Source organism: Staphylococcus simulans, assembly GCF_002902285.1.
Classification (GTDB): Bacteria; Bacillota; Bacilli; order Staphylococcales; family Staphylococcaceae; genus Staphylococcus; species Staphylococcus simulans.
The window spans coordinates 40,197-65,659 of sequence record NZ_PPRU01000015.1; the positions used below are offsets into that span (position 1 = coordinate 40,197).

The 25,463-nt window shown below is 36.2% G+C and carries 19 protein-coding genes and 1 pseudogene; 16 read left to right on the forward strand and 4 right to left on the reverse strand.

The features are described from left to right. Positions 1-18: 18 nt before the first annotated feature. Positions 19-1,944, forward strand: coding sequence for an FUSC family protein (locus CD112_RS03915; protein ID WP_103363896.1), 1,926 nt, complete (start codon positions 19-21; stop codon positions 1,942-1,944). Positions 1,945-1,987: 43 nt separating this feature from the next. Continuing rightward, positions 1,988-2,392, forward strand: a complete 405-nt coding sequence (locus CD112_RS03920) for a DUF2188 domain-containing protein (protein ID WP_002479794.1) — start codon at positions 1,988-1,990, stop codon at positions 2,390-2,392. A gap of 191 nt (positions 2,393-2,583) precedes the next feature. Here CD112_RS03920 and CD112_RS03925 read toward each other — a convergent pair whose 3' ends face one another. Continuing rightward, entirely contained in the window at positions 2,584-3,783 is a 1,200-nt protein-coding gene (locus CD112_RS03925; protein ID WP_002479793.1) for a GTP-binding protein, read from the reverse strand. 261 nt (positions 3,784-4,044) lie between these two features. On the opposite strand from CD112_RS03925, the gene CD112_RS03930 reads away from it, so the two are divergent. The 7 genes and pseudogenes from CD112_RS03930 to CD112_RS03960 all read left to right on the forward strand — a co-directional run. Then, positions 4,045-4,755 (forward strand): GTP pyrophosphokinase, encoded by a 711-nt coding sequence (locus CD112_RS03930; protein WP_002479792.1) that lies wholly within the window; start codon positions 4,045-4,047, stop codon positions 4,753-4,755. A 600-nt stretch (positions 4,756-5,355) separates the two neighbouring features. Further along, positions 5,356-7,455 carry an AAA family ATPase gene (locus CD112_RS03935; RefSeq protein WP_002479791.1) on the forward strand — a complete coding sequence of 700 codons (2,100 nt, stop codon included), beginning with the start codon at positions 5,356-5,358 and terminating at the stop codon, positions 7,453-7,455. A 162-nt stretch (positions 7,456-7,617) separates the two neighbouring features. Next, the gene (locus CD112_RS03940; protein WP_060803590.1) at positions 7,618-8,304 is read left to right on the forward strand and encodes a GntR family transcriptional regulator; all 687 of its coding nucleotides are present in this window, start codon (positions 7,618-7,620) and stop codon (positions 8,302-8,304) included. A 12-nt stretch (positions 8,305-8,316) separates the two neighbouring features. Beyond that, on the forward strand, positions 8,317-9,852 hold the full coding sequence (gene gntK, locus CD112_RS03945) for a gluconokinase (protein WP_103363897.1): 1,536 nt from the start codon (positions 8,317-8,319) through the stop codon (positions 9,850-9,852). 136 nt (positions 9,853-9,988) lie between these two features. Further along, positions 9,989-11,350: a gluconate:H+ symporter gene (locus CD112_RS03950; RefSeq protein ID WP_103363898.1), complete on the forward strand. Its 1,362-nt coding sequence runs from the start codon at positions 9,989-9,991 to the stop codon at positions 11,348-11,350. Between the two features lie 70 nt (positions 11,351-11,420). Next, positions 11,421-12,200 (forward strand): hypothetical protein, encoded by a 780-nt coding sequence (locus CD112_RS03955; protein WP_103363899.1) that lies wholly within the window; start codon positions 11,421-11,423, stop codon positions 12,198-12,200. A gap of 41 nt (positions 12,201-12,241) precedes the next feature. Then, a pseudogene (locus CD112_RS03960) lies at positions 12,242-13,498 on the forward strand (acetylornithine deacetylase); the annotation flags it as partial. A gap of 96 nt (positions 13,499-13,594) precedes the next feature. Here the strand turns inward: CD112_RS03960 and CD112_RS03965 are convergent. Both CD112_RS03965 and ppx read right to left on the reverse strand, forming a co-directional pair. Further along, positions 13,595-15,763 carry an RNA degradosome polyphosphate kinase gene (locus tag CD112_RS03965; protein ID WP_002479785.1) on the reverse strand — a complete coding sequence of 723 codons (2,169 nt, stop codon included), beginning with the start codon at positions 15,761-15,763 and terminating at the stop codon, positions 13,595-13,597. 206 nt (positions 15,764-15,969) lie between these two features. Continuing rightward, a complete protein-coding gene (gene ppx, locus CD112_RS03970; RefSeq protein WP_031262477.1) occupies positions 15,970-17,499 on the reverse strand; it encodes an exopolyphosphatase in 1,530 nt (509 codons plus the stop codon). Between the two features lie 345 nt (positions 17,500-17,844). On the opposite strand from ppx, the gene CD112_RS03975 reads away from it, so the two are divergent. The 7 genes from CD112_RS03975 to CD112_RS04005 all read left to right on the forward strand — a co-directional run bounded on the left by CD112_RS03975 (position 17,845) and on the right by CD112_RS04005 (position 23,985). Next, positions 17,845-18,306, forward strand: a complete 462-nt coding sequence (locus CD112_RS03975; protein WP_002479783.1) for a DUF1307 domain-containing protein — start codon at positions 17,845-17,847, stop codon at positions 18,304-18,306. A 210-nt stretch (positions 18,307-18,516) separates the two neighbouring features. After that, positions 18,517-19,125, forward strand: coding sequence for a stage II sporulation protein M (locus tag CD112_RS03980; RefSeq protein WP_103363901.1), 609 nt, complete (start codon positions 18,517-18,519; stop codon positions 19,123-19,125). A gap of 192 nt (positions 19,126-19,317) precedes the next feature. Continuing rightward, a complete protein-coding gene (locus CD112_RS03985) occupies positions 19,318-20,106 on the forward strand; it encodes a CPBP family intramembrane glutamic endopeptidase (RefSeq protein ID WP_103363902.1) in 789 nt (262 codons plus the stop codon). 187 nt (positions 20,107-20,293) lie between these two features. Next, entirely contained in the window at positions 20,294-21,037 is a 744-nt protein-coding gene (locus tag CD112_RS03990; RefSeq protein WP_103363903.1) for a CPBP family intramembrane glutamic endopeptidase, read from the forward strand. A gap of 168 nt (positions 21,038-21,205) precedes the next feature. Next, the gene (locus CD112_RS03995; protein WP_023015085.1) at positions 21,206-21,874 is read left to right on the forward strand and encodes an ABC transporter ATP-binding protein; all 669 of its coding nucleotides are present in this window, start codon (positions 21,206-21,208) and stop codon (positions 21,872-21,874) included. Beyond that, positions 21,871-22,650, forward strand: coding sequence for an ABC transporter permease (locus CD112_RS04000; protein ID WP_002479779.1), 780 nt, complete (start codon positions 21,871-21,873; stop codon positions 22,648-22,650). Before CD112_RS03995 ends, CD112_RS04000 begins: the two co-directional genes overlap by 4 nt. A 171-nt stretch (positions 22,651-22,821) precedes the next feature. Further along, a complete protein-coding gene (locus CD112_RS04005; RefSeq protein ID WP_023015084.1) occupies positions 22,822-23,985 on the forward strand; it encodes an MFS transporter in 1,164 nt (387 codons plus the stop codon). Positions 23,986-24,023: 38 nt separating this feature from the next. Here CD112_RS04005 and CD112_RS04010 read toward each other — a convergent pair whose 3' ends face one another. Beyond that, positions 24,024-25,403: a carboxylesterase family protein gene (locus CD112_RS04010; RefSeq protein WP_231911529.1), complete on the reverse strand. Its 1,380-nt coding sequence runs from the start codon at positions 25,401-25,403 to the stop codon at positions 24,024-24,026. Positions 25,404-25,463: the final 60 nt, after the last annotated feature.

The following is a 25,463-nucleotide window of genomic DNA, read 5'->3' on the forward strand; positions in this document are numbered from 1 at the left end:
TTTGAGAGGAGAAATCGTATGGCGCACTATATCAAGTCGCTATTTAAATTTAATAAACACAATGTGAATTACAGTAAAGGAATAAGACAAGGCTTATTGATGCTGACACCGTTACTGTTAGGATATCTGTTAGGTTACTTCCAATTTGGTTTATTAATAGCGACAGGGACATTGGCTAATATTTATGTCTTTGGCGGATCTGATAAATCTAAATTACGTATTTTATGGTGGTGTGCTGTCGGGTTTGCGTTATGTATTACATTTGGAACACTGACAGTTGCAACACCGTTGCTGTTTGGAATATTGTTGCTGCTTGTTACTGTTGTAGCATACTACATATTCAGTGCTTTAGAAATTCCTGGTCCTTCAGCAACTTTCTTCATTGTAACGTTTGCGTTACCGATTAACATGCCGATTGCGCCGGAACAAGCATTGACACGTGGCGTTTTTGTATTTATCGGCGGTATCTTTGCGTTAGTAGTTGTAGCAATACTGTTAAAATTACAAGAGAAAAATACACAAGAGCGTGCCATTGAAGCGGAGTATCAAAGCTTATTAAAACTTGTTAAAGAATACGCAGATAGTGAGAAATTCAAGAAAAATACTGAGCAGTTGGTTAATCAGTTTAAATCTACAGATAAACAGCTGATTACTTCTTTTACTTCTAATAAGAAACAATCTGAACAATTACATCGTTTATATTTACTGCATAATAACGCAGAAGGTATCTTTGCTGAATTGTTAGAGTTGAAGACTAAAGAAGTCGAAACATTACCAGATGTTTTAATTGAAATGATGCAGTATATTGAACGAAGTGTTTCTTCAAGGTTAGAAGAACAAGAAATCATGCAGTGGAGAGAAAAAATAGAGCTGCCGGTTAGCTTTCAACGTTTAGAAAAACAGATTTATCGTACAGATGAAATCTTACATAGTCCGACAGGTCAAATTGAATACGAAGCGAATCTAAGACAACCATTATACGGACAACAGTTAAAATATAACTTAACATTAGATTCACTCGTATTAATGAATACTTTACGTTACAGCATGATTATGGGTGCCGCCATCTTTATCGCGTTGATGTTTGATTTTGATAAAGCGTATTGGATTCCATTGACGGCACATACGATACTGATTGGAACGAATACGATTCATAGTATGGAACGTGCCGTTGCCAGAACAATTGGTACGTTTATCGGGGTCCTCTTATTGACCGTTATTTTATCCCTTCACCCGCATATGATTGTTAGTATTATTGTACTTGCGTTAAGTGCGACGATTACTGAAGTTATTATCGGTGCGAATTATGCGATAGCGATGATTTTCATTACAACGCAAGTTATTATGTTGAACGGCCTTGCATCAGGTAAGTTATCTATTTTAATTGCTTTACCAAGGGTTGTAGATGTAGTCATCGGTGTGATTATCGCAGTCATCGGTCTCTTAATACTAGGCAGAAAAAATGCATCGCAAACATTACCAGATGCGATCGCTGAAGTGGTTCGTTATGAAATGTCTTTCTTCTATTATGTCTTCTCAAGAAATGAACATTTAGCAAAACAAGCACCGAAGTTCAGTGAATTAAAATTACGTATCAAACTAAGCAATATGAATAGTATGTACCAAAACGCACATGGTGAGTTATTTGCGGATAGTACAAAAATCAGTGCGTATTATCCAATTATCTTTGCGTTAGAAGAAATCAGCTTTATGTTATCAAGAGCGCAAAACAATCCAAAACCGCAAACGATTGATGATGTCGTTATGGGTCAGTATTTAATTGCGTTTGAAGGTATCGCGACGCACTTTGAACAACATGTACCGCTTTATCAAGGCACAGGCTTACCTTCTTTACCGCAATATACGAATATTCGCACTGCACTGTTGAATATCCAGCAGTATGCACGTTTAAGAAATTCGGACAAGATTGGAAATCCTCAATAAGTGGTATAGCAATATTAAGTGATATTGAAGAGGAGGGCGTTATATGCCTTGGACATTAGATGACTATCCAAATACTTGGAAGAACTTAGATAAGTTAGAACGCAAGAAAGCGATTGATATCGGTAATGCGATGTTAAAAGATGGTTATGACGAAGGTACATTGATTCCGATTGCGACAAAGCAAGCTGAAGAATGGTATAAAAATGCGTCGAAAGAAGAACTTGATGAGTTGAAAAATAAAAATATTACAAGTCATCAAAAAGATAAAGACGCGCGTCCGGAATTAAATGAAAATGATGTCGAAGTCTATAAAGAAGATAACGAGTGGAAAGTCAGAACGCATGGTGCGAAACAAGCTGCAGATAGTTATGATAAGAAAGAAGAAGCGGTTAAACGTGCCAATGAAATCGCAGATAACCGTGGCACAAAAGTACATGTGAAATCTTAAATTAAGTGCACGATAATGATTATTTAAAACAGGACTTGGGTATTTTAAAAGTACCGATTCACAGCATGCAATATAATAAGAAACTGAGCGCGTTGCATAGTGAATCAAGGGAGCAACAGATACGTTATTATAGAAGAAAGCCTCTTAACAAATTGCGTTAAGAGGCTTTCGTTTGTCTAATATACTGTTGTTTATGCTTGTGTGATTTGCCATCCATAAGGTTCTGGTAGTTGAGACCAATCTTGATCGTATTCTTCTGTTGTTAGTAAGCATTCATCTAATGATTTTGTTAATGCTTCTTGGTCTAAGTCTGTACCGATAATCACAAATTGTGTATGGCGGTCGCCAAACTCAGGATCCCAGTTTTCACGCACATCTTCACGTTCATGCAAGATTTCACGTTGTTGTGCTTCAGACATTGCCGCAACCCAGAATGTAACAGGGTGGATAGAGACTGAAGAACCTGCTTGTGACATTAAGCACGCCACATGATTATATTGTGCTAACCAAACAATACCTTTAGCACGTACAATTGTATTCGGCATATTTTCTAACCACTTATGGAAACGTTCTGCGTGGAATGGCATACGACGTTCATATACAAATGAAGAAATACCGTATTCTTCTGTTTCTGGTGTATGTGTCGCATGGCCGCCTTCTGTTAATTCTTGAAGCCAGCCTGCAGAGTTTGATGCAGCTTCAAAGTCGAATAAGCCAGTGTTTAACACATCGCTCAGTTCAACTACTGAGTTTTGTGTACGGATGAATTTCGCAGTTGGTTGTAATTTGCGTAAAATACCTTCTAGTTTGTTTAATTCTTCTTCTGAAACTAAGTCTGTTTTGTTTAAGACTAAAACGTCACAGAATTCGACTTGGTCAATTAATAAATCAGCAATAGTACGTTCATCTTCTTCACTTGTACCTTGATCACGGTCAACTAATAAATCTTCTGATTTGATGTCGTTGATGAAGCGGTTCGCATCAACAACAGTAACCATTGTGTCTAAACGGCAGATGCTTGTTAAATCGATACCAAGTTCTTCATCGATATATGAGAATGTTTGTGCGACAGGTACAGGTTCAGAAATTCCTGTTGATTCAATCACGATTTGATCAATGCCGCCACGTTTAACAATATTTTCAACTTCTTTTAATAAGTCTTCACGTAATGTACAGCAGATACAACCGTTAGAAAGTTCTACTAATTTTTCATCAGTACGTGAAATGCCCCCGCCTTCAATTACTAAGTCTTTATCGATATTCACTTCACTCATGTCATTAACAATGACCGCAATGCGTAAGCCTTCTCTATTTTGTAAGATATGGTTTAATAAAGTTGTTTTACCTGAACCAAGGTACCCACTCAGTACCGTTACTGGTATTTTAGCCATAAATAAATCCTCCTATTTATATATACACGCGTTTAATCGTAATTATTACGATTTATATTGTATAGAAAAAAAGAACGGTGCGCAAGGTGATGAACCTAAACTATGAATGTTTAAAAATAAAGAATTGTCTATTAAATATGCAGAGACTCGTTTTGTATCTTTTGAAAAATTATGCGCAAATATTCGTTTGTGAATTACAAATAATTAATTTTAACTACAAACTTCGTTATAATAAAGATGTCTGAAGAACGGGGGATTATTATGTATGTAGAGAGAAGAGAAACACTTAACCTTAATGCGCTTAAGGAAGATTTAAAACGTAATATCACAAAGTTTCAAGAACAAAATTATCGAATTGAAGAACTCGTGGACTTTGTGAGCTTACATCATTTGTATGCATCAGCGTTAGAAGAAGTCAGTACGAAGTTGAGTATTTTAGATAATGACTTCCAAATCTTATATGAACATAATCCAATTCATCATATGGAACGACGTGTTAAAGAAATCAGCAGTTTAGTACGTAAGCTGGAAACAAGGGGATTGCCAGTAACGACTGACTCTGCACGTCAAAATATTACAGATATCGCTGGAATTCGTGTGGTATGTAATTATTTGGAAGATATTGAAGTCGTAGCTTCTTTATTATTAAGACAAGCTGATGTTAAATTATTAAAACGTAAAGATTATATAGAAAATCCTAAAGAGAATGGCTATCGCAGTTTACATCTTGTAGTATCAATACCGGTGTTCTTAACAGATACGGTTGAGTATGTACCAGTCGAAATTCAAATCCGTACGATTGGTATGGATATGTGGGCCAGCCTTGAACATAAATTACGTTATAAAAATGCGACAAATACAGAAGTTTATAAAGATACATTAAAAGAATGTGCTAAAGAGATCGAAACAGTAGAGTATAAGTTGCAGAAAATGCATGGAGACATTTTAAAACAAGTCAGCCATGAAGATTAATCGGAAAGAAGTTGAGTCTATGAAGATTCAACTTCTTTTTTTATGAAAAAATCAATGTAATGTACACAGAGGTACTCAGATGGTTGGTAAATTAGTTATTTGGTATATTTAACCGAAAAAATCCAAAAAAACTTAAAAAACTTTGAAAAATGCATATTTAGTACTTGATTTATGCATAAATATGCGTTATAATTACATATGTAAGGTTGATAGAGGCGATAACTAAAGGAATTAAGTTATTTGACTTTAATTGACCAAATAATAATTATACAAATTTTAACTTGAAAACAAGACATGAAATTGCAAGGACACAATAGATAATGTAGAAGTAGAGAAATAAAAAGAACATGTAATATTAAAGTGTTTTGAATCTTTGACAAGGTGGGTATATTTGAAATGTAAGAAGTAGTTTATCTTGTCAACTAATTGAATATCTGAATTTAAAGCACTTATCTGTTAATAATATGACACGCACAGCGAAAAAGTATTGTGTACTTGCCACAGGAAATAACATGAATGGAAGTGTAAAACAGTTATTTTAAGTCAGACAGAGATTCTTAAAATAATGGATTTTTACCAATTAACGGAGGTTATGAATATATGAATAACGGATTTTTCGGAAATGAATTTGACTCAATTTTTAGAAGAATGATGCAAGATATGCAAAATGCAGATGGAAATAAAAAATATTATATTAATGGTCGTGAAGTATCACCTGAACAATTACAAGCATTACAACAACATCAAGGTGGTCACCCTTCACAACAAGTACAAAGTGCACAACCAGGACAAGCTGGCGGTGGACAAGGCGGCGAAGACTACTTAGAAAAAGTAGGCCGTAACTTAACTGAAGAAGCAAGACAAGGCTTATTAGATCCAGTAATCGGACGTGACAAAGAAGTTCAAGATACTGCAGAAGTATTAAGCCGTCGTAATAAAAACAATCCAATCTTAGTCGGTGAAGCTGGTGTAGGTAAATCAGCAATCGTTGAAGGATTGGCACAAGCAATTGTGAAAGGTAATGTACCAGCAGCAATTAAAGATAAAGAAATTATCTCAGTAAACATTTCTTCATTAGAAGCAGGTACTCAATACCGTGGTGCTTTCGAAGAAAACATTCAACAATTGCTAGACAGCGTTAAAGAACGAAAAAATGTCATCTTATTCTTTGACGAAATTCACCAAATCATCGGATCAGGTTCTACTGGCGGAGATTCAGGCAGCAAAGGCTTATCTGATATTATCAAACCAGCATTGAGCCGTGGTGAAATTTCAGTTATCGGTGCAACTACTCAAGACGAATATAGAAACAACATCTTGAAAGACCCAGCTTTAGCACGTCGTTTCAACGAAGTAGTTGTTAAAGAACCATCAGCACAAGATACAATCAAAATCTTAGAAGGTGTTCGTGAAAAATTCGAAGAACACCACAATGTAACATTACCTGATGATGTATTGAAAGCTTGTGTAGACTTATCTATCCAATACGTGCCACAACGTTTATTACCGGATAAAGCATTAGATATCTTAGATATCACAGCTGCACATTTAGCTGCACAAAATCCTGTAGTAGACAAAGTGGAAGTTGAAAAAGAAATTAAAGAATTAGAAGATAAAAAATCTAAAGCAGTCAGTGAAGAAGCTTATTCTGATGCAGACAAATATCAAAAAGAAATCAAAGAATTACAAGACAGACTTGAATCAGGTCATGGTGAAGGTTCAACAGCAACTGTTCAAGATGTAGCAGACACTGTAGAACGTATGACTGGTATTCCGGTATCACAAATGGACGACAATGATATTGCTCGTTTGAAAAACATTTCTAAACGACTAAAAAGCAAAATCATTGGTCAAGATAAAGCAGTAGATATGGTAGCTCGTGCCATCCGTCGTAACCGTGCAGGTTTCGATGAAGGTAACAGACCAATCGGTAGCTTCTTATTCGTAGGTCCTACTGGTGTAGGTAAAACTGAATTAGCAAAACAATTATCAATCGACTTATTCGGTAATAAAGAAGCGCTTATTAAATTAGACATGAGTGAATACATGGACCGTACAGCTGTATCTAAATTGATTGGTACATCTGCTGGTTATGTAGGTTATGATGATAACTCTAATACTTTAACTGAAAAAGTTAGACGTAACCCTTACTCAGTCATCTTATTCGATGAAATCGAAAAAGCGAACCCACAAATCTTAACTTTATTACTACAAGTAATGGATGACGGTAACTTAACAGACGGTCAAGGTAATGTCGTAAACTTCAAAAATACAATCATCATCTGTACTTCAAACGCAGGTTTCGGTGATGAAGATGAAAAAGATCGCGAAGCATTAATGGACGACCTTAAAAAATTCTTCCGTCCAGAATTCCTTAACCGCTTCAACGGTATCGTAGAATTCGTTCATTTAGACAAAGATGCATTACAAGATATCATCAACTTATTATTAGATGATGTTGCTGATACACTTGATAAAAAAGGTATCTCACTTGAAGTAAGCCAAGATGCTAAAGATTGGTTAATTGATCAAGGTTACGATGCAGAACTTGGTGCACGTCCATTACGTCGTGTGGTTGAAAGAGAAATTCGTGACCGTATCACAGACTACTACCTAGAACACACAGATGTGAAAGACATCGAAGTAACACTTGATGGCGATGACATCTTAATCAACGGTGAAAAAGTAGATTCTCTATAATCCACCACGATTGAATAATTAAATCACATTTAAATTTCACGCTCTCATCTATAGAAATATGGATGAGGGCTTTTTTATTACTTTCTTGTAAGCGATTGCAATCTTCGAAACTTTGTATTAATATACTTGTATACAAGTATGTAGAACGAAAAGAGGTGCGTGATGGAAAAACAATATCCGAAACAATGGTTAGCGAATATGACAACAGGGGAAACAGTTGCGGCTGAGTTACGTTTGAAGATTATCAATGGTGAATTGACATCAGACGATGCCTTGACTGAAAATCAAGTCGCTAAACAATTCAATGTCAGTCGTTCTCCTGTGCGTGATGCGTTTAAATTATTGAAACAAGATCAATTGATTCGTTTAGAACGTATGGGGGCAGATGTCTTAACATTTGGAGAAGCTGAACGTCGTGAAGTGTATGATTTACGCATTATGATGGAATCTTTTGCGTTTGCGCGTATTAAAGATGAAGAACGTGCAGCGTTAGCTAAAACTATGCGTAAGCATTTAGAGATGATGAAAGTAGCGGTACAGTTTGAAGATGCAGAATCTTTTACTGAACATGATATTTTGTTCCATGAAGTGTTAATTCATGCGACGAAGCACCGTTATTTACTCAGCAGCTGGAATAATATTAAACCTATTTTATTGTGTTTAATCTTGTTATCGATGCGAGATAGAATGCAGACGGACCCTGATGATTTTGAAAGAATTCATGCCAACCACGAAGTATACGCACAAGCCGTTGAACATAACGATACGACATTATTACGCGATGCATTCCATCGTAATTTTGATGATGTCGGAGATTATATCAGCGCATTATTTTTAGAGAAGAAATAAGGAGGTCAAACCATGCAGTATATGATTGGAGTCGATATTGGCACAACGAGTACGAAAGCTGTTCTTTATAATGAAAATGGTCAATATTTGTTAAAACATAATATTGGTTACGACATGCAGACACCAGATGTCGATACCTCTGAAGAAAATCCAGATGAAATTTTTGATGCCGTTTTAATGACGATTAAAGCAGTCATACGAGAAGGCAAAGTAGGACCAGATGATGTGAAGTTAATCGCATTCAGTGCACAAATGCATAGTTTAATTGCGATGGGCAACGAACAAAAACCATTAACACAAAGTATTACTTGGGCCGATAACCGCGCAAGTCGTCATGCTGAAGAAATTCGTCAACAACATCACGGACACGAAATCTATAAACGTACAGGGACACCGATTCATCCAATGTCTCCGTTATCTAAAATCTATTGGTTGAAAGATGAGCATCCAGAGATTTATCAACAAGCGACAAAATATATTGATATTAAAAGTTATGTCTTATACCAACTTTATGGACGCTATGTGATGGACCATTCTATCGCTTCAGCAACAGGTATGATGGACCTTGAAACATTGACATGGGATAAACCAGCATTAGATTTGCTTGGGATTACACCAGAACAATTACCAGAACTTGTGCCGACAACATATATTTTAAAAGGAATGAAACAACGCTATGCGACACTATTAGGTTTAAACAAAGAAACACCTGTAGTTATCGGCGCAAGTGATGGCGTGTTATCAAACTTAGGTGTGAACAGCTTCAAGAAAGGCGAAGTAGCGGTTACTATCGGTACATCAGGTGCGATTCGTACTGTGATTGATCATCCAAGAACAGATGAGAAAGAACGTATTTTCTGTTATGTCTTAGATGAAGGACAGTATGTGATTGGCGGTCCAGTAAATAATGGCGGTATTATTTTACGTTGGTTGCGTGATGAATTGCTTGCGAGTGAGGTAGAAACAGCGAAACGTCTTGGTGTCGATCCTTATGATGTTTTGACAAAAATCGCAAGCCGTGTAGAACCAGGTGCGAAAGGTCTGATTTTCCATCCTTACCTTGCGGGTGAACGTGCACCTTTATGGAATGCGGATGCAAGAGGTTCGTACTTTGGTTTAACGTTATCACACCAAAAAGAACATATGATTCGTGCAGCGCTTGAAGGTATTTTATACAATCTGTATACCGTTTATCTTGCGTTAATTGAGATGATGGGTGAAACACCAACGGCCATTAAGGCAACAGGTGGTTTTGCGAAGAGTGAAATGTGGCGCCAAATGATGTCGGATATTTTTGACACGGATTTAATTGTACCTGAAAGTTATGAGAGCTCTTCTCTTGGTGCGTGTGTTCTAGGCCTGAAAGCATTAGGAGAAATTGAAGACTTTTCAATTATCGAAGACATGGTCGGAACAACACATGCACATCAACCGAACCAAGAAGCGGTAGAGATTTATCAGCAATTGATTAGTATTTATATTGATTTGAGTCGTAGTTTGGCTCCGCAATATCGTAAGATCGCAGATTTCCAAAGAAAACATTTATAAAAACAAAAAGCCATGAGCCACTGAGAAAAAGCAGTTGAAGTGTCTACCCATAATTATTAAGCACTTCGGCTTTTTCTTTGACTACTGATGTAAACGCTGTCAGTAAAGGTGCTCATAAGGAAAGCGAGGAAAAGTTATGTTTACAGAAATTTGGCCGTTAATCACGGTGGTCATTGGTATTTTAATTTTATTAGCACTCATTATTGTATTGAAGTTGAACACATTTATTTCCTTAATTATTACATCAATGGTCACTGCGTTGATGTTAGGTATGCCGTTAGATAAAGTCGTTGAAACCGTCGAAAAAGGTATGGGCAGCACGCTCGGACATATCGCAATTATCTTCGGTTTAGGTGCAATCTTAGGTAAGTTGCTCTCTGATGGTGGCGGTGCAACACGTATCGCAGATACCTTAATTGATAAATTTGGAGAGAAACATGTCCAATGGGCAATGGTTGTCGCTGCCTTTGTGATCGGGATTGCGTTGTTCTTCGAAGTTGGACTTGTACTATTAATTCCTTTAGTCTTTACTCTAGCAAAACGTACGAAAGTATCTCCACTTAAAATAGGATTGCCGATGATTACAGCGTTATCTGTAACGCATGGCTTCTTGCCACCACACCCTGGTCCAGTCGTTATCGCGAAAGAATTACATGCTTCATTAGGAGAAGTATTATTATATGGTTTCATTATCGCGATTCCAGTTACGATTATTGCAGGTCCGGTATTCGGTAAAATTGCACAAAAATTAACACCGACTGCTTATACAAGAGAAGGTGACATTTCATCATTAGGTGCACAAAAAGAATTTAAAGACTCAGAGATGCCGGGCTTTGGTATCAGTGTGTTAACTGCGACACTTCCTGTTATTTTGATGTTAATCGCTACAGTTGTTCAATTGATTACAGGGAATGTAGACAATTCTAAAAATGCATTTATCGGTATTATCAACTTTATCGGTACAGCTGATACAGCGATGTTGATCGCGGTACTCTTTGCGATGGTTACAATGGGTATCCGACAAGGCCGCAACAACAAAGCGATTATGCAGTCTGTAACAGATGCGATTTATCCAATCGGTATGATGATCTTGATTATCGGTGGCGGCGGTACATTTAAACAAGTACTGATTGATGGCGGTGTCGGTGATACAATTGCGAAGATGTTCGAAGGTTCAACGATGTCTCCGATTTTACTAGCATGGATTGTTGCGGCAGTTCTACGTCTTGCGTTAGGTTCTGCGACAGTTGCGGCAATTTCAACAACAGGTATTGTATTACCGTTGCTTCAAGCCAGTGATGTCAATGTCGCATTAGTTGTGCTTGCGATTGGTGCCGGCAGTGTGATTTTATCTCACGTTAACGATGCAGGATTCTGGATGTTTAAAGAGTACTTCGGTTTAACAATTAAAGAAACATTCTTAACTTGGTCATTACTTGAAACGATTATTTCTGTTTCAGGACTTATCTTTATTTTATTCTTAAGTTTATTTGTATAGATTTAGAACGCACGTGTCTTTCATTAGATGCGTGCTTTTTTGTTATAGTAAAGATGAAGAGGTGAAGACCATGACACGCATTGTGATAATAGAAGATATTTCGCTTACCGCAAAATACATATTAGAGACTTTGAATTCGGGACACTATGAAATTGTTGTTGTATATGATTCAAATCGAGAACCTGATCAATACCCAGGTATAATTTATCAACCAATGAATTATTTAGACTTAGCGCATTGGCAGAAATACATAGAAAAAGAAGATATCGTGCTGATGAATGCATTGCCTGAAATGTTTGGAGATGGTTTGTGGCATGGTAAGCCTCATGTCCTACGTCAATTAATTAAAGATTATGTATGTGCGGCTGGACCACTTGAAGTGATTGAGTATCATGACATTATCGCATATCAAAAAGTGAAGACGAAACAAGCTGCGTCACTTCAACAAATGTCGGTATCTCAAGACTATACAGCTCATCAAAGTATTACTGCTTATGCGCATTACTTAAAGAAAATGTCTTTAGGTCTTATTCAAGTGAAAGGACAACCTGAACGCTTTGATATTCACTTACTCAATATGAAACGTCCTTTGATTGCGATGAATCAAGTGCCATTAACGCATGGTGTCAAACTTACGCTTCAAGCAAACAGCTTGTTGTATCAACCTAAAAGTAACGCCTCAGTTTTTTATTTTATTCAAAAGCAACAATCGCTATATACCTGTTTAACGCATTTTACGCCGCATTTACCTTGGCGCATTTATCAATCTACACAAGCAGTGATACATGAATGGGTGATGCGAGGATTTCGCAGTTATTTAAGACGCTTAAATCAGGGTAACGAGAAGTGAAACAAACATAAAACAAACAATCACATTTAGAAAGGAAGAGGAACATGGAACGTCGCTTATTTGAGTTGTTGAAATGGTTAGTGGAACATCCTACAGAAAGTCCGCCAGCACGTAATACAGATCCGTTGCAAATAGAAATACAAAATTACTTAGAAGGATTAGGCTTTGAAGTCAAACGTGAACCTTTATATGAGAATGACAGTATAGTGGTTGGTGTATTAGCGGGTGAAAATAAGGATGCACCGAAGTTGATATTAAACGGTCATGTAGATGTCGCAAATGTAGAAGATCCTAAACATTGGCAATATCCGCCATTTAAATTAACTGAAGTAGATGATGCAGTGTATGGTCGAGGTGTCAGTGATATGAAAGGCGGCATGGCTTCGCTCTTTTATGTTTTAGAACAACTGCATGCACAAGGATTAAAACCAGAAGGTGACATCATTGTACAATCGGTTGTGGGAGAAGAAGTCGGAGAAGCAGGTACTAAGACGGCATGTGAATTAAGTCCTAAAGCTGACTTGGCATTAGTATTAGATACAAGTGATTCACAAGCGTTAGGGCAAGGTGGCGTGATTACCGGCTGGATTACAATACAAAGTAAAACGACAATTCATGATGGTGCACGTAGCCAAATGGTACATGCAGGCGGTGGCCTACATGGAGCGAGTGCGATTGAAAAGATGGCTAAAATCATTACAGCGTTAAAAGAGCTAGAACAACATTGGGCAGTTATGAAATATTATTCAGATATGCCTGCAGGTGCTAATACGATTAATCCAGTGGTTATTGAAGGCGGTCGAAATCCTGCCTTTATCGCAGATACTTGTCGTTTATGGATCACAGTTCATTTCTTACCGGATGAAGATTATCATGAAGTGATTAAAGAAATTGAAGCGTATTTAAATCGTGTGGCTGAAGCGGACGTCTGGTTAAAAGACAATCCACTTCAATTTGAATGGGGCGGTACTTCTATGATTGAAGACCAAGGTGAAATCTTCCCAAGCTTCACACTGCCAGTAGAACATGAAGGTTTCAAAACCTTAGCAAAAGCCCATGAAACTATTCATCACACACCGCTTGAGACAGGCATGTCCACAACAGTGACAGATGGTGGTTGGCTTGATGATTACGGTATTCCGACGATATTGTATGGTCCGGGATTATTAACAGAAGCACATAGTGTGGATGAGAAAATCAATAAACAAGATTTAACGGAGTATAGTGCGGTATTATTGGAATTCTTAAAAGATTGGTATCAACATCCTCAGTCAGCATCAACCATGAAAAAGCAGTAGGCAGAAGAAAATGGAAAATAGAAATGAATAAATGAAAAGACCCGCGGCTTGCGGGTCTTTGCTTATTTCTCACACTTTATTGATATGAGACTTATCTTAAGATTTAAATGTATTTTTTAAACGTGAAATCCAATTACGTCTTGGTTGAGACGTACCCTTGGGACGCGCCTCAGTAAATGGTGTTTTGTGTTTGATAGCTTTCGCTAATTCAACTGCTTGATGCATCAAGTAAAGTTGTGAATTTAAAGGCAGTTGATTGTTGTTAACGTAATGGTAGACGCCATTCTTATCTTGATAACGACCTTTTTGGTTATCAGATAATTGTAAGTTCACAAAGTTTAATAAGCGTTCTCTGATTTTCGCATCATGAACAGGGAATAAAATTTCTACACGTTTAATCATGTTACGTGTCATCGCATCTGCTGATGATAAATAGATTTTTTCATCTCCATTGTTATGGAAGTAGTAGATACGAGAATGCTCTAAGAAACGACCTACAATACTTACAACTTCGATATTGTCGCTCACGCCTGGAACACCAGGTTTCAAACAGCAGATACCACGGATAATCAATTGAATTTTAACACCTGCTTGTGATGCTTCAAATAACTTTTTGATAATCGTTTTATCTGTTAAAGAGTTCATTTTCATAATGATATGACCATTGCCATATTCTTGATGATTTTTGATTTCAGTTTCGATACGTTCTACGAATACATCACGAATATCAAACGGTGCTACAATCAATTCATTGTAGTGAGGTTTGATTGAATAACCGCTTAAGTAGTTGAAGAAGTTAATCGCATCTTCAGCAATACCTTTATGTGTTGTGATGATACCCATATCTGTATAGATTTCCGCTGTTTTATCGTTATAGTTACCAGTACCTAAGTGTACAAAGGGTACAAGACGACCTTTTAAGCGTTTAACCACTAATGTAATTTTACTGTGTGTTTTCAGATGTGTCATACCGTAAATTACATGACAACCTGCATCTTCTAACATACGTGCCCAATGGACGTTGTTTTCTTCATCGAAGCGGGCTTTCAATTCAACAAGAACAGTGACTTGTTTACCTTGTTCAGCCGCATATTTCAAACTTTTGATAATCGGTGAATCTTTGCTGACACGATACAATGTTTGTTTAATCGCAATTGTATCAGGATCTTCAGCAGCTTCACGGATGAAGTCGACAATCGGTTCAAATGATTCGTATGGGTGATGGAAGAAAATGTCACGTTTTAACGCTAAATCATAGACATCATTGTAACCTAATGATTCAGGAATTTGCGGCGTATAACGGTCATAACGTAAGTTTGGCAGTTGTGGTGTTAAATAACCAACTAAACCAAATACCATTGTTAAATCTAATGGACCATCCACAAAGTAAACATCATCGTCATGAATTTCTAATTGTTCTTTTAGACCTTCAATGTCTAATTCATTTGTATTACGTGAATCAACTTCTAGACGTACAGCTGAACCGCTTTTACGCATTTTCAAGAAGCGTTCGATTTCGATTAATAAATCTTCAGCACCGTCTTCATGAATTGTTAAGTCAGCATTACGTGTAATACGGAATGTGAAAGTTTTTCTGATGTCATAGCCTTGGAAGAGGAATTCAATGAAATAATCGATAACATCCTCAACCATTAAAACGTATTGTTTATCTTCATCTTTTAAAATCATGAAACGATCAATTAGTGATGGAATTTGAACAATTGCTGTATTTGTTGTTTCATCAGTATCTAATTCTACAAAGATATTCAAACTTTTATTAACAAGCTTCGGGAATGGATGATATGCATCAATGCCCAGTGGTGTTAACGTCGGTAAAATATTATTTTTGAATTCTTGTTCTAATTCATTTTGTAACGTTTCATTTAAATCTTGTGGTTTGGTAGTAATCACATTATATTCGCGTAAACGATTCGTCAATTCGTTATAGCGTTCGTACTGTAAATCAACAAGTGGCGTATTTTTTTCTTTTATAGCAGCCAGTTGTTGTTTAGGTGTCATTTGAGATTTGTTCTCGGGTTTGTTGAAGTTCATTTTAACTTGGTCTTGCAGCCCAGCTACACGGACCATAAAGAACTCGTCTAAGTTAGATGCGAAAATCGCAATAAAATTTAATTGTTCTAATAAAGGATTTGTTTTGTCGCTCGCTTCTTGTAAGACACGATAGTTGAAGTCGAGCCAGCTTAATTCTCGGTTATTGTAAAACTCTGGTTTGTTGAGATCTTTTTCAACGACTTGATTTTCCATAATGACCACCCCATGGTAAGTAAATAGACTTTATTTAAATAAAAAAATTGAAATGACTATGTTCTGTGATGTCATTCAGAGATGTCAGTAATTGCAATTTAAATTTTATATTGAACGCTCAAGTGCAACTTGTTGTATAACTTATTTCATTGTATACAAATGCTTAAATCCACAGAAACATCCATTTGTAACTTAACATATTAATGTTAAGATTTTGTAAAGTTTATTGATACTTTTCCTTTTAATACTTTTTCTAAGTGTTTCTTTTGACGGTTTGCTTGATATTCTTCTGCAATCGGATGACCGGTGTAATAGGCATTTAAAGTATAATGCTCTTTATCATTTTTCACGAGTTCAATACGTTTGATTGGATTGGTATGTGACACATTCAAGGCATCGATGAATTTTAAAATACCGCCAAGAGATTGTAAGTCGCTTAGTTGGTCACTGTTCAACCAACCGGTTTCATCATTATAGAATTTTAATAAGCTTTTATTTTTAAAGCTTGCCATTAACGCTAATTGAACACGATCATGGTGACTAAAACCATCAATCATTGAGTTTGAGATAATGTAATACGTATGTTGTGATGCTGAATCGGCATCGATAAAACGACCTAAATAATAAATATAAGCCGCTTGTTTAAAAAGGCGTTGGTCTTTCTCAGATAACTTGATAATGTCCTGTTCTTTTAATTGATCTAATAAGTCACCAGCTAAAACGACACGTTGTTTGGCACCTACACCTTCATGTTTATAGGTGTTAGACAATTGATATAATGCACGGTTACGAACGTTAAAACGATCAAAAGCATCTTTGATCTTTTGGTTGAGTTGATACATCACATAACCTTCACGTAAACCTTTTCTAGAGAAAGTGAATTGTGTCGCATCTACTTGTTTGAATAATGCTTTAAAGACAGCGACAGCAGGTAGAATGATATCTACACGGTCACGACTTAAGCCGTCTAAGTTTGTTAAGTCGTCACGTGAACTGTCTTCAATTAAATCAAAAACTTGATTTAAGTCATCACCCGTCATGGTATAACAATGCACGCCGCCAATAGGGTAAGCGACTTCAGATTGATGGATACGTGCTACGTTACGTGCAGAACCGCCGACACCGACTAAAGCTACTTTTTGGTTATTGATCCAATCAAGTGAACCAAAGGCTTTGTCTAAGAATTTCTGCATTTTTTTAATCGCATCTTTGTCATTATGATCTTTACCTTCAAAGAATTTACGAGATAAAGTAACGACACCGAATGGGAAACTGTGAGAATGAATTAACTCTTTTCCTTTAAATAACGTAACTTCAGTAGAACCACCACCGATATCGACAGAAAGTCCATCTACAATGGCAGTAGAGTTAATAATCGCATAGAAACCGTAATAAGCTTCATCTAATTCTGGAACAATAGATAGTTTCATACCGATTTTTTTCTTCACTTGTTTTAAAATGTCGTCTCTGTTTTTCGACTGACGAATTGCAGCTGTCGCAATCGGATGCAGTTCGTCTACTTTATATTCATCTGCGACTTTCTTAAAGCTTTGTAATGCTGAAATTAAGACATGAACACCTTCATCGTTCATTGTTAAGTCATCTTCTAAATATTGACTTAAACGTGCAGGTGTTTTTATATTTTGTATTTCCGTAAGGCCTGTTTTACTATCGTATTCAAACACAACTAATCTAATGGTGTTTGAACCGATATCGATTAATCCAATGCGTTTCATGAGAACCCCCTCTGATTGCTTAGAAGCAGTCAGCAGACGATTAATCAATTTCTGTCCTGGTAAAATCATATGACTAACTCCTTCTTTTAGAAAAAATGAGAACGCTTAATGCCTGATATGACAACAAGAGTCACATTCTTTACTCACTTTAATTTTATCACAAAACATTACATTCTACATTAACTGTATAGACTAAAATGATAGTAATATTCATTATTTTGAACAAGCAATCGCGTACACTTTAAATTTTCAAATAGGACATAAAAAATAGATAATAGAGATACGTGGAAATGAAAAAAGGTGGTATAATAATTTTATTAAATGGATAAGAAAAGAGGGAACGATATGAAACGCAGCCTTCTCTTTATGGGGATAATTATGTTGAGTCTTTTCGTCTTAGCAGCTTGTGAAAAAGAACAATCCAAAACATATCAAGGCGAATTAGCGGGGGCAGATGTCATTGATACTTTAACTTATAAAGGCGATAAAATGGTTAAACAATCAATGATTATGACAATTAAGTACGACGAAAATGGACTTTCGAAAAGTGATGCTGAAAATATTTTAGCTAAACAAGAAAAAGTGTTCGAAGGTTTAAAAGGTGTTAAATACAAAAAAGATATCAAAGAAGACAAAGCAGTTCAAAAAGTAGACATTGATTATAAAGAAGCAGATTTAAAACAGTTATCACATAGAGTCGGTGTGACAGGGCCAAAAGAAGGCAATGACTACGTCGATGTTAAATCTGTAGAACGATCATTGAAAAAATCTGGTTTAACTGTTAAAAAACCACTCAGCGAAGAATAATCTCATCATAAAAACAGCAAGTCACTTCAGTGTGATTTGTTGTTTTTTGTTGCTTTTAATCAGATACTAAACATTAAATATAATACTAAATATAGATTTTAACGTGATTAAATAAGAATAATTGTTATAATCAAATTGGTAATGATGGAGAGCTTTCGATTCTTCCTAAAGTAATCAATTAATTTGATAATTTAAAAAGAGAGGCTAACTATGTTAAATATCCAAGATTCAAATTATTTTAAGAGAATTATTAAAATTTTCGTCGTAGCAATGACTCTTATTTTAATTGCTTTTGTGTTATCGCTTATCTTTAGCCCATCAATTGAAACTTTTAAAAGTATATCAAGTGGTTTACCTTCTAACCTTGAGGATGCACAAGGATTAAATAAAGTATGGGAATATATATTAAATAATGGTGGCCGCGTTCCGCTTCAAATGTTTATATTTTCCTTAATTCCAATACCATTTTTGTACTGTTTAAATATAATTTCTACAAGCATAGTTACAGGTATCATGTTTGGATTTGCAATTCATTTTGATTTTAATAAAGGGATTATTATGGTCGGATCCGCAATTCCCCATGCAATTATAGAGATATTTGCCATGTGCATCGTTATTAGTGGTTTATATAAATTAAATCAAGCAATCGTCAGAAAGATAAGCAATTTATTTAGAAGTAATAAAAAGCAAAATTTTTCATTTAAACTAGCTTTAAGTAATTTGCTAAAAGTATATCTTCTAGTTGCTTTACCTTTATACATACTCGCAGCGTTTTTAGAAACATACTTCACAGATTTCATATATAATCTTTTCACTTAAAGACAATGTTGCTATATTTTAATAGTCGGCATTAGGATGATATTTTTGTCTGATTTTTGTTGAACATTAAGAATGAATTTTTGAAAATATACACAAAAATCACATTAAATAAACGAGTGATATGTTATAATCTTGTTTTGAAACGAAAGCAAGCAGTTAACGTATAAGTAGCTGCTTAGAAAAGGTGATATCGTGAATGAAAACGAACAACGTCCATTAGCTCAAACACAAGATAATCCTTATCAGTCAAATCGTGTAATGAAACGAGATTTTTGGTTGATTCCGCTGTTCTTCCTTGTGATTCCATTAATTACTGCACTAGTGATGTTTCCATTACGTTTAATATATGAAAGCCAATTTGGTGATTTAACAAGGCATACATTTATATTGTTGAATGTGATCGGCAGTTTAGTAGGTCAAATAGTGGTAGTACTGATTTATTACTTGATGCATCGAAAATATATCATACCAATTGCGAAAGCACGTTTTGCGAAAGTAAAACGCTATGCTTGGGTGTTACTCCTTACATACTTAGCGATGTCTGTCGCACAAGCAATCTATGGTGGATTGATGTTATTACTGCCAAAGCATCTGCAATTTGATAACACACAAAACCAAATGATTCTTCTTCAACTCTTTGATAATCCTTGGGCATGGCCAGTTTTATTTATTGATATTGTGATTTTGACACCGATTATAGAAGAATTGATATTCCGTCATTTAATTATCCATGAACTTGGTAAGAAAATCGGATATACAGCTGGTGCTATTTTATCCATTATTATATTTGCGGGTATTCATGTAACAGGGGCTGTCTCGCCATTTGAATTCGGTGTATATGCGATCATGGCAGGTGCATTAGTCTTTGTTTATATGTATTCACGTCGTAATTTAGCGGTATCTATTACTTTTCATATGATTATTAATGGTATTGGCTTTATCGGCATTGTCGGTCAGTTCATTATGGATAAATTTTCATAATATAAAAGCATAATCAAACACTCTAAAGGCTGCATATGCAGTCTTTTTCATTTCCTAGGAAATAATTAAATTAAATCGCGCATTATATAGACTTTGATGGTTAAGATAAGTTTTTAACGTTTTATGATTTATTTATGCAAATCTGGTTCAGTTTTGTACAATAAAGAAAACAACAAGAGGTGACAACATGACACAAACAACAAAGACACTAGAAAATCCTTTTGACTCAACTAAAGTTATGAAACGTGATTTCTTCCTATTTCCGTTATCTTTCTTCTTATTATTTGGTACGGCAGTACTACTGCAACTTGTGCTTGGTCTTTATTATGGTGCCACTAATAGAGAAGTTCCAATGATAAAGTATGAAGAGTTTGGCGGTATCGCACAAGATGTATCAAGTTTAGGTTTGTTATTCATTTTCTACTTAATGCATAGACGTTATCTGATACCTATCGCGAAAGAGAGGATCAGGCGTGCATTTAAACTATGGTATCTAATTATTGGCGGAGGTATTGTGGTTTTCACTTTAAATGCCGGTATAGGATACCTTATGGAACATGTGTTACACCTTGATAATACGCAAAACCAAGCTATGATTGAAGCTATGTTTGAACATCAATGGTTATGGCCATTCTTATTTATCAGCATTGTTGTCCTCGCGCCAATTGTAGAGGAGCTTTTATACAGACATGTGATTATTCATGAGCTCGGTAAGAAAATCGGCAATGTTCTAGCAACACTATTATCCATTATTTTGTTCGCGGGTATACATATGATGTATGCGACTTCTATATATGAAGCTTTACCTTATGTGATGATGGGTACGGTCTTTTCTATTGTTTATTTGATGAGTCGAAAAAACTTAGCGGTTGCGATTTTGCTTCATGCCTTCAACAACGCAATCGGCTTTATTTTGATGTTATTTTCTTAAGTCATAGATATGCATGAACACTGGCTAAGTATAAAGTCAGTGTTTTTATTCTATACTTAGATAATTGTCATATTTTTCAAAATTGAAATATGTTAAATTGTATAAGAAAGGGAATAGTAAGGTGATGGATAATGTCATCTCTCTAGATTGAAGAAAAGGAGCAGTAGTATGGCGATTTTAGAATTAAAAGATGTGTGCTACAAAGCGGATAAACGTCTGATTATTGACCATTTAGACTTAACGGTTAAAAAAGGCGAAAAAATCGCAGTTGTAGGACCGTCCGGCAGCGGGAAAAGTACGCTGTTTCATTTGTTGTGTGATTTAATCAGTCCGACGAGCGGTCATATGTATTATAACGGCAAGGAATACGATGCGTATGAGCCGGAAACATTACGTCAACGTATCAGTTATATGCCGCAAGAAACAGATTTATTTGATCGTACAATCGGAGAAAATTTAGCGTTTCCTTCTATTGCGCGAAATGACAAATTCGATAAAGACAGAGCGTTAAAACTATTATCGGAATTTGGTTTAGGTCATTATGATTTAGACACTAACGTTGAATTTTTATCTGGAGGAGAACGTCAGCGTATCTGTTTAGCACGTCAGTTGATGTACATACCAGATGTTTTATTATTAGATGAGGCCACAAGTGCTTTAGATGCGGATAATACCGAGAAAGCAGAAGATGTTATTTTTGGCTTAGCGAAAGATGAAGGGGTATCAATTATGTGGATTACCCATAGCTATGACCAAAGTATGTCACACTTTGACCGTCGTGTGGATATTGTCGATGGTAAAGTCAATAAGGATAAGAAAGGGGTAATTGATGTATGAGTACAACAGCCTTAGCTCTGACGGCACTGTTATTAATTATCCCGATTGCAGTCTCTATTAAAGAGAAATTAAACATAGCAAAAGATTTAATCATCGCATCGATTCGTGCAGTGATTCAGTTAGTCATCTTAGGTTACATTCTGCATTTCATATTTGATTTGGATGAACCGTGGATTTTAATTTTATTCGTCTTAATCATTATTATTAACGCGTCATGGAATACAATCAGTCGTGCATCTAAAGTGATGCACCATGTCTTTTGGATTTCATTTGTATCTATCTTTATCGGTACCGCAATTCCATTAGCCGTGATTGTCTTTGTGGGCGCTATTAAATTTACCGGTAATGAATTGATCCCCATCGCAGGGATGCTTGCGAATAATGGATTAATTGCGATTAACCTTGCGTATCAAAACTTAGATCGTGCTTTTGTAAAAGAATACGGTACAATCGAATGTAAACTTGCATTAGCCGCAACACCGAAGTTAGCGTCTAAATCAGCAGTAAGAGAAAGTATTAAACTTGCGATTGTCCCAACGATTGATTCAGTGAAAACATATGGTTTAGTTTCTATTCCAGGGATGATGACAGGTATGATTATTAGTGGCGTGGATCCGCTTCAAGCCATCAAATTCCAACTCTTAGTTGTCTTTATCCATACCACTGCGACAATCACAACAGCACTCATCGCAACATATCTAAGTTATAAACAATTCTTTAACCATCGTCATCAACTCATCGGCAGTATGATGGAAGATGAAGACGATGATAACTAAATCTACAATAAACAGAGCTGTAAAGCTGGGAAACTATTTCTGCTTTACAGCTCTGTTTTTTTAGCGAATATTGAAAAATAAATTCATCCACTTACATTTTGATTTCAATTCAACTATAATGGAAAGGTTGAAAATATTAATTTTACATACAAAAGAGAGGAGGCAAAGAGAATGTCAGTTATGAGAATAGTGACGTTTATTATCAGTGTGTTTATTGTCGGCATGGTCGAAATGATGGTTGCTGGGATAATGAATTTAATGAGCGCGGATTTACATGTTTCAGAAGCGTGGATTGGCCAATTAGTGACGTTATACGCAGTTACTTTCGCCGTTTGCGGCCCGATTCTAGTCAAAGTTACTAATCGTTTCAGTGCGAAAACAGTATTACTTTGGACCATTGCAGTCTTTGTCTTCGGTAATGCGTTAATTGCGGTATCACCGAATTTCACATTACTGATTATCGGACGTATTATTTCTTCAGCTGCCGCAGCTTTGATTATTGTTAAAATTTTAGCGCTGACAGCTATGCTGACGGCACCACAGAACCGCGGTAAAATGATTGGTATTGTGTATTCAGGATTCAGTGGTGCGAATGTCTTCGGCGTACCGATCGGAACGATGCTTGGAGGATGGCTCGGTTGGCGCGCGACGTTCGTTTTTATTATCGTGGTTAGTGTTGTAGCTGCTTTCTTAATGATGCGTTACTTACCGACACCTGCTGAACTGTCAGCTGTGTCAGGTGATACATCTGATACGTCGTCACAATACAAAATTTTAAACCGTGCAGAAATCATTAAATATTTAGCAGTGACCTTTATGTTGCTGACTGCGAATTCAATTACGTTTGTCTACATTAATCCGTTGATGCTGACAAATGGTTATGACATTCAATTTGTCTCTATTATATTATTAGTAAATGGAATTGCCGGAACATTAGGGACATCCATGGGTGGTTTCCTTGCAGATAAATTAACTAGTAAGACTTGGTTATTAATTGCCGCAATTGCGTTTACGTTATCTTTAGCCGCAGTTAACTGGTTTATTACGAATTCTATCATCATTGTATTAATCATCTTTATTTGGAATATCATGGAATGGAGTACTAACCCAGCCGTACAAAGTGGTTTGATCGACCACGTGAAAGGCGATGCGAGCCAAGTGCTCAGCTGGAATATGTCTAGTTTAAACGCAGGTATTGCAGCGGGCGGTATGATTGGTGGCTTAATCGTCTCAAATATCGGTGTACATGCGGTTGCTTATAGTTCAAGTATCTTAGGCATTGTGATTGTATTAATTGTCTTAAGTATTAAACAAACACAAAAGCCACAAATATAAACAAAACGCTTAATCCAATTTTGGGTTAAGCGTTTTTCTTATTCGAAAATATAAGCATCTTCAATTGTTGTATAAACAGACCAATCCACATGACCCTCTGTCACAAATTTGCCTAGTGTGTCCATCATCTGTTGCATCAAAGTATGTGTATGAGGCGTTATAGGAAGATGATGAGCATGTAAAATATCTGTATGACCAAACCAAAAAATGACATCTAAAATATGATAAGGTGTTTTAAAATTTTGAGATGCTGGTGCACTCCAATTAAAACAGTAGAGCCATTTCTTCTTATATTGATAATGATCTAACCAACGTAAGGATGGTTGTTTAAATTCATAATAGGTGATTGCTTCTGATTGGCCTTTGCCCGTTGTGATATCAAAGGCAGCTGTATTTACGGTTACATCATTATTTTTCATGATTTCTAAAAAGCGCTCAGGTGCTAACTTGCGTGATTCATTACGGATATAACAATCACCTTCTTGTTCAGTGAAACCCACTAACACAGGCCACTTGTCAGGGGTTGTATCTACCATAGTGGATTCATCAAAGATAGGACTGTAAATTAATTCTAAACCTTTAGAAGGTCTGTACTGCGCTAAATCTTCTTCTAGCGCATGCATCATTTGATGTGTTGAGAGTGCTGCTAAGTTGGTAGTGTCATAAAGTTTTGTGACTGTGTTCAGAAAATGTTGCGCAGTGTTTTGACTGTGTTGTACCTCATCAAAACGTAATGGGCCACTCATTAAGACCGCTTTATGAAAAAGAAGTTGTGCTGCTTTTAGATGCATTAATGCTTGAATACTCATGGCACCTGCAGACTGTCCACACAAAGTGATGTTGTTAGAATCTCCACCGAAGTCTTCGATGAATTGGTTGACCCACAATAATGCGGTGAATTGATCGGATAAGCCGCAGTTCATATCGTAATCTTCATGAATCGCATTAAAATTCAAATAGCCGAGTGCACCTAAACGATAGTTGAACGTAATGACAATGACTTGCGCATGTTCAGCGAAGGCTTGTGGGTTATAAAGTTCAGCTGAACCGTGACCATTGAGATAACCGCCGCCATAAAACCAAATCATAACTGGTAATTTTTGATTGAAAGAAGCGGCGATGGGTTTCCAAATATTTAAATATAAGCAATCTTCGCTTTGGTGTTTAATCTTAGGCACTTGTGTGTCTTCAGGATGTGTAGAGAAAAACGCTTCAAGTTTATTAAAGGGTTGGGGCGGAATGGCTTTAAATTGATCAGCATGTAAAGGCTCTGACCATGTTGTTTTAAGTTCAGCATGTTTAAAGCGTCTTTCGTTAATGGGCGGATAAGCGTAAGGAATACCAAAATACGTTTCACAGTGTTGTTTAATTTGTCCGATAATCGTGCCTGCTTTTGTGTGTCTTGTAATAGATGTCATCATACTCGCTCCTTTCCTCTAACATAGCATAAAAAAAGAAACAGCTGAGAGACATAACAT